A 7683-nucleotide genomic window follows, 5' to 3' on the forward strand; every position below is an offset into this window, starting at 1 on the left:
ACTCCGGGTGACAAGCGGCTCACCGCGTACGTGGTGACCGCCGCCGGTGAAGCGGCGCAGGCTGATCTGCTGCGTCGGCACGTGGCGGACCGGCTACCGGACTACATGGTGCCCTCCGCGTTCGTCACCCTCGATGCGCTGCCGTTGACGCCGAACGGCAAGCTGGACCGCAACGCCCTGCCGGCTCCCGAATACACCTCGGATGCGTCTGGGCGGGCACCGCGGACGCCGCGGGAGGAGATCCTGTGCGGTCTGTTCGCCGAAGTCCTGGGCGTGGAGTCGGTGTCGATCGACGACGGTTTCTTCGATCTCGGCGGGCACTCGCTGCTGGCGACGCGGCTGGTGAGCCGGATCCGGACCGTTCTCGGGGTGGAGGTGAGCATCCGGTCCCTGTTCGAGGCCCCGACCGTCGCCGGGCTGGTGGACCGGCTCGATGAAGGTGACCGGGTCCGGAAACCGCTGGAACGGCGGATGCGGCCGGAGGTCCTGCCGGTGTCGTTCGCGCAGCGCCGTCTGTGGTTCCTCGGCCAGCTCGAGGGTGTCTCGGCGACGTACAACATTCCCCTCGCTCTGCGGTTGACGGGTGAGCTGGACGTGGAGGCGCTGCGGGCGGCTCTGGCGGACGTCGCGGGCCGGCACGAGAGCCTGCGCACGGTTTTCCCGCAGGTGGACGGTGAGCCGCGGCAGGAAATCCTGGCAGGTGCCGAGGGGGTTCCGGAATGCGCCGTCGAGCAGGCCTCCGAGGCCGGGTTGCCGGCCGCTGTGGCAGCGGTGGCCACCGCCGGCTTCGATCTGGAACGGGACCTGCCGTGGCGGGTCAGGGTGCTGGACGTCACCGACACCCCCGGCGAATGTGTTCTGGTCTTGGTGGTTCATCACATTGCCGCCGACGGCTGGTCGTTGGCGCCGCTGGCGAAGGACCTGTCGCAGGCGTACGTCGCTCGCTCCCAGGGTGCTGCCCCCGAGTGGCAGCCGCTTGAGGTGCAGTACGCGGACTACACGCTGTGGCAGCGAGAGGCCCTCGGTGACGAGGACGACCCGGACAGCGTGATCGCCGCCCAGGTCGCTTACTGGAAAAAGGCTTTGGCCGATCTTCCGGAGCAGCTGGAGCTCCCGGTCGACCACCCGCGCCCCCCGATCGCCTCGCACGAGGGCGACTCGGTGGAGGTCCGTGTGCCGGCGGAGGTGCATGCCCGGCTGGTGGAGCTGTCCCGGTCGTGCGGGGCGAGTGTGTTCATGACCGTTCAGGCTGCTCTGACGGTCCTGCTGTCGAAGATGGGTGGCGGGCAGGACATCCCGATCGGGACGCCGATCGCCGGGCGTACCGACGACGCCCTCGACGACCTCGCCGGGTTCTTCGTGAACACGCTCGTCCTGCGAACCGACCTCTCGGGCGACCCGACGTTCCGCCAGGTCCTCGAACGGGTCAGGGAGGCCGACCTCGCCGCGTACGCACATCAGGACGTGCCGTTCGAGCGGCTCGTGGAGATCCTCAATCCCGAGCGTTCCATGGCTCGCCACCCGCTCTTCCAAGTCATGCTCGCCTTCCACAACAATGCGCAACCCGACCTCAACCTGCCCGGAATCCAGACGCGGGACGAGTCGGTGCACATCCCGGCGGCCCGATTCGACTTGTCCCTCAACCTCGCCGAGACACATGGGCCCGACGGGAGCCCGGCCGGCCTGCTGGGTGAGTTGGACTACCGCACCGACCTGTTCGAGCGCACCACCGTCGAGCAACTCGCCGAGCGGCTGTCCCGGCTGTTCGAAACCGTCACGGGCGACCCCGACCAGCCGATCCGTACCCTCTGTGTCCTCGGCGCGGACGAGCGAGGGCGGATGCTCGTCGAATGGAACGACACGGCTCACGAGATTCCCGAGGCAACGCTGCCGGAGCTGTTTCAGGCCCAGGTCTCGCGCACGCCCGATGCCCTCGCGCTGGTGGGCGGCGGAGCCGAGCTCACCTACGCCGAGCTGGGCGTGCGCGTACGGCAGCTTGCGCACGGGCTGGCTGCACGCGGCATCGGGCGGGGCGATCGCGTGGCGCTCCTGCTGGACAGCTGGCTCGACCAGATCTCCATGACCCTCGCCCTCGCGCAGGTCGGAGCCGCGTACGTGCCCCTGGACCGGCGGAGCCCCGCCGCCCGCTTGGAGCTGATCCTCGGCGACTCCCTGAGCACCGCCGTCGTGGTCGACCGGACGACTCGCGCCCTGCTTCCGAACCGGTACCTGCAGAACGGTCTCGACATCCTGCGGGTCGAGGAGCTGCCTGCACCGGGCTCGCCGGCAGCGGCCGATGCGGCGCCGGCGGTGCGGCCGCTCGACCTGGCGTACGTGATGTTCACCTCCGGATCCACCGGGCGGCCCAAGGGCGTGGCCATCACCCACCGCAACGTCGTCGCGCTCGTCTTCGACCGGTACTGGCAGCACACGGGCGAGGACCGTGTCCTCGTCCACTCGTCGCCGTCGTTCGACGCCTCCACCTACGAGGTGTGGGGCGGCCTCCTCAGTGGTGCCACCCTCGTGGCCTCGGGCACCGTGGCCGCGGACATCCCCGAGCTCGCCCGCACCATGACAGCGGCCCGCGTCACCGTGGGTCTGCTCAACGAGGGCATCTTCCGGGCCCTGGCCGAGAGCGCCCCCCAAAGCTTCGGCACGCTCCGCGACGTCTACGTCGGCGGTGACACGGTCTCGCCCTCCGCGGTGCGAAAGGTGCGGGACCACGCCCGCGGCATGCGGTTCACCAACAGCTACGGGCCGACCGAAGCAACCCTGTGCGTCGCCCACCACGCGCTGCCCGCGGGGATCGACGACAACGCTCCCATCCCGATCGGCCGACCGCTCGACAACACGCGGCTGTATGTGCTCGACGAAGGCCTTCAGCCCGTGCCCTGCGGAGTGATCGGCGAGCTGTACGTCGCCGGTGAGGGCTTGGCCCGCGGTTACGTCGACCGCGCCGACCTGTCGGCGGAGCGGTTCGTGGCCGACCCGTTCGGTCCTGCCGGTACGCGCATGTACCGGACCGGCGACCGGGTGAAGTGGAGCCACGAGGGCACCCTGGAGTTCGCCGGCCGCACCGACAACCAGGTCAAGGTGCGCGGCTTCCGCATCGAGCCGGGTGAGATCGAGGCAGTGCTGGAGTCGTTCCCGGAGGTGGCCCTGGCCGTGGTCATCGTCCGCGAGGACCGGCCGGGCGACAAACGGCTCGTCGCCTACCTGGTTGCCGACGCCGGCGTAAGCGTCGAGCCCGAAGACCTGCGGGACCGCCTTGCCGATGCCGTGCCCGACTACATGGTTCCGGCTGCCCTGGTGCAGCTCGACGCCCTTCCCCTCGGGCCGACGGGCAAGCTCGACCGGGCGGCACTGCCCGTACCCGACTACGCGGGCGGGGGCGGTCGTGCTCCCCGCACCGACAAGGAGCGCACACTGTGCGCGGTCTTCGCCGACGTCCTCGGGGTCGGCGAGGTCGCCGCGGACGACAGTTTCTTCGCGATGGGTGGCGACAGCATTGTCTCCATCCAGCTCGTCGCAAAGGCGCGCGCGGCAGGGCTGATCGTCACACCGCGGCAGGTGTTCGAGCGGAAGACCGTCGAAGGACTCGCGGCGGTCGCGGTCGAGGTGGACGGGCGAACCGAGGCGGCAGCGGACTCCGGCTCAGGCACCGGCGTGGTGCCATTGACACCGGTCATGCGGCAGCTCTGCGAACGCAGCGACGTCATCGACCGGTTCAGCCAGTCGGTCATGCTCGTGACCCCGGGCGGCCTGCGCCGCGAGGACCTCACGGCCGCGCTGCAGGCGGTCATCGACCACCACGACCTCCTCAGGGCCCGGCTCGCCGCCGCGCAGGACGGAACCTGGCAGCTCGAGGTGCTGCCGCCCGGCACGGTCTCCGCCGCATCGGCCCTGTCCCGAGTCGAGGCCGCAGGGCTGGGGGAGCCGCGGCTCCGGGAGCTGACGGTCGAGCAGGAGGCCGCGGCGGGCAGCCGACTGGCTCCGGCGAACGGCCGTATGCTGGACGTCGTCTGGCTCGACGCGGGACCGCACGCGTACGGCAGCCTGGTCGTCACGGTCCACCACCTCGCCGTCGACGCCGTGTCCTGGCGCATCCTCGTGCCCGACCTCGTCTCCGCCTGGGAGGCCGTCGCCGCGGGCCGGCAGCCGAGCCTCCAGCCCGTCAACACGCCCTTCCGCCGCTGGGCGGAACACACGACCGTCGAAGCAGAGCGGCGGATCGTCGAGCTGCCCTTCTGGGAGCGGCTCACCGCGGACACCGAGCCGCCTTTGAGCACGCTGCAAGCCACCCCAGAACCCGCACGCGACACGTGGGGCACCGCCGAGAACCTCAGCGTGACACTCCCGGCGGAACTGGCGGGACCGCTGCTGACCACACTGCCCGAGGCCTTCAACTGCGCACCGGACAGCGTCGTGCTCGCAGCCCTCATGCTGGCCGTCGACCGTCGCACGGCACGGCTCGGCGGAAACACGCCGCCGTTCCTCGTCGACGTGGAGCGCCACGGGCGACAGGAGATCAGCCCAGCCCTCGACGTTTCACGGACGGTGGGCTGGTTCACCAGCGTCGCGCCCGTCCGCCTGGACGTGCAGGAGGTCGGTGGTGGGCGCGGGGCGGAGGACGGCCTCAAGTACGTGAAGGAGCAGCTGCGGGCAGCCCCGGACAACGGCTTCGGCTACGGCCTGCTCAGGTACCTCACCCCGGCGGCCGCCGACCGCCTCGCGGCCCTCCCCGCATCCCACATCCTCTTCAACTACCTGGGACGCATCCCGGCGCCGACCGGCCACAACGGCACGGAGCCACAACCCTGGTCGGTCATCGACGACGGAGAAGTCGGCGGCGGCGCCGACCCGGACATGCCCATGACCCACACCCTCACGGTCAACGTCGTGGCCCGCGACACCACCTCCGGACCCGAGCTGCTCACCACCTGGGCCTGGCCTGGCCGCCTGTCGACGGCCGACGAGGTCCAGGAGCTCGCCGACGCGTACACGCAGGCCCTGGCCGACATGGCCGCACTGGTCGATTCCCCCAGCATCGGCGGACTGACCCCGTCCGACGTGTCCCTCCTGGGGCTGAGCCAAGACGAAATCGACGAGTTCGAGTTCGCCGAGTTCGAAGACTGAACGGAAGGATTTGAGATGAAGCGGTCGCGAATTGAAGACGTCCTTCCGTTGTCGCCTCTTCAGGAGGGGCTCCTCTTCCACGCGCAGTTCGACGACGAAGCCGCAGACACCTACGTCGTCCAGCTCGTCATCTCCCTGCGCGGCACGGTCGACGGACCCGCTCTGCGCACGGCAGTGAACGAGGTGCTGACCCGTCACGCCAACCTGCGGGTGGGAATACAGCATCGCAAGACAGGGCAGCCCGTGCAGCTGGTGATGCGCGACGTCGAAGTCCCCTGGCAGGACATCGACCTCACCCACCTCCCGCACGAGCAGCGCGCAGCCGAACTCGAACGCCTCCTCGCCGAGGACCGCGGGCGCCGGTTCGACCTGCGCCAGGCCCCGCTGATCAGGTGCACCCTCGTCCGGATGGCCGAGGACGACTACCGGTTCGTCTGGGCCAACCACCACATCCTGCTCGACGGATGGTCGAACGCGGTCCTGTTCCAGGAGCTGTTCAGGCTCTACCGGAGCCGGGGCGAAGCCCGCCTCGCGCCGGTCACCCCGTACCGCGACTACCTCGCCTGGACCGCACGGCAGAACGGCGAGAGCGCGCGCGAGGAATGGGCGGCCGCGCTCGACGGGCTCCAGGACTCCACCCGCCTCGTACCCCACCCGGGCACGAGCCCGGCCGAATCCTTCCCGCGACGCGCCACCTTCACGGTCGACGAAAGCCTGACAGGCGCTCTCGCCGAACTGGCACGCACCCGGAACCTCACCTTCAACACGCTGATGCAGGGAGCCTGGGGCATCCTGCTGGGACGACTCACCGGTTCGGAGGACGTGCTCTTCGGCATCACCGTCTCCGGACGCCCCCCGGAGCTCCCTGGCATCGAGACCATGGTCGGGCTGTTCATCAACACCCTGCCGGTCCGGGTACGACTCGACCCGGCGCGGTCCGTCGTCGAGGTCCTTGCGCGGCTTCAGGACGATCAGGCACGTCTGATGCCCCACCAGCACCTCGGACTCGCCGACATCCAGAAGACTGCTGGACGGACCGACCTCTTCGACACCGTGGTCGTGTTCGAGAACTACCCGGTGGACGAGGCCGCGTCCACCGAACTCGGTGCGGACCTCCAGGTCGCCGACGTCACGGGCCACGACGCGACCCACTATCCGCTGAGCCTCATGGTCCTTCCCGGACGCGAGCTCATCCTCAACCTCGACTACCGCGAGGACGCCTTCGACCGGGCGGCCGTCGAACAGCTGGCGGCACGCCTCGTCCGACTCCTCGAAGCCATCGTCACCGCACCGGACACCGCGATCCGTGACCTCGACCTGCTCGGGCCGGCCGAACGGGAGCAGCTCCTCACCCTGGGCCATGGCGCCACCGTCCGACCCCCACACACCACCGTGCCCGACCTCTTCCGGGCGCAGGCGCATGCCACCCCGGACGCCGTCGCCCTCACCGGCGGCGGAACGGAGCTCACGTACGCCGAGCTGGACGCCAGGGCGAGCGCCCTGGCCCACGAACTCGTCGCCATGGGCGCGGGACCGGAACAGGCCGTCGCGGTCTGGATGGAGCGCTCCGCCGACCTCGTGGTCGCGCTGCTGGCCGTGCTCAAGTCCGGCGCGTTCTACGTACCACTGCACGACGGCTACCCGGCGGAGCGCCGCCGAACCGTCATGGAGGACTGCCACGCCCGGCTGCTGCTGACGGACCGGCCGGGGGACGCGGCCACATTTGCGGGCGCGGCAGTCGTCCACGCGGTGGACGGTGCTGCGGCAGCCGCCGGCGAGGCCCGGAGCGGCTCGGAACCCCTCTTCTCCGGTGCCGTGCAGGCCGACGGCCTGGCGTACGTTATGTACACCTCAGGCTCCACGGGTGAACCCAAGGGCGTCGCCGTCACACACCGAGCCATCGTCGACCTGACCCGTGACTCGTCCTGGAAGAGCGGTCCCGAGGACCGCGTCCTCTTCCACGCACCACACGCCTTCGACATCTCCGACTACGAGCTGTGGGTTCCCCTGCTCTCCGGGGCCCGGGTCGTCGTCGCCCCGACGGAGCCGATCGACTCGGCGGCCCTGAGGGCGCTGCTCACCAGGGAACGAATCACCTCCGTACACCTGACCGCCGGGCTCTTCCGTGTGATCGCCGAACAGGACGCGGACTGTTTCTCTGGCGTCCGTGAGGTGTTGACGGGTGGTGATGTGGTGTCGCCGGTGGCGGTGCGCAGGGTGGTGGAGGCGTGTCCGGGCACGGTGGTGCGGGTGTTGTACGGTCCGACGGAGATCACCTTGTGTGCGACGCAGTACGAGGTTCCGGTGGGTGCGGTCGTGGGTGGTTCGGTGCCGATCGGTCGGCCGATGGACAACACGTGGGTGTATGTGCTGGATGCCGCGTTGTCGCCGGTGCCGGTGGGTGTGGCGGGTGAGCTGTACATCGCGGGGACGGGTGTGGCCCGGGGGTATGTGGGGCGTGCGGGTTTGACGGCGGAGCGGTTTGTTGCGGATCCGTTCGCCACGGTGGCGGGTTCGCGGATGTATCGGACCGGGGATGTGGTGCGG

2 protein-coding genes are annotated in these 7683 nt (G+C 70.1%); both read left to right on the forward strand.

What is annotated here, in order from left to right; translation table 11 throughout:
- Positions 1-5136 (forward strand): amino acid adenylation domain-containing protein (locus ABZ858_RS37040; protein ID WP_361389377.1); only part of this gene is annotated, 5136 nt, incomplete at its 5' end.
- 15 nt (positions 5137-5151) lie between these two features.
- Positions 5152-7683: amino acid adenylation domain-containing protein (locus tag ABZ858_RS37045; RefSeq protein ID WP_361389380.1), on the forward strand; the 2532-nt coding region annotated here is incomplete at its 3' end.

The organism is Streptomyces sp. NPDC047017 (genome assembly GCF_040644175.1).
Lineage (GTDB): Bacteria > Actinomycetota > Actinomycetes > Streptomycetales > Streptomycetaceae > Streptomyces.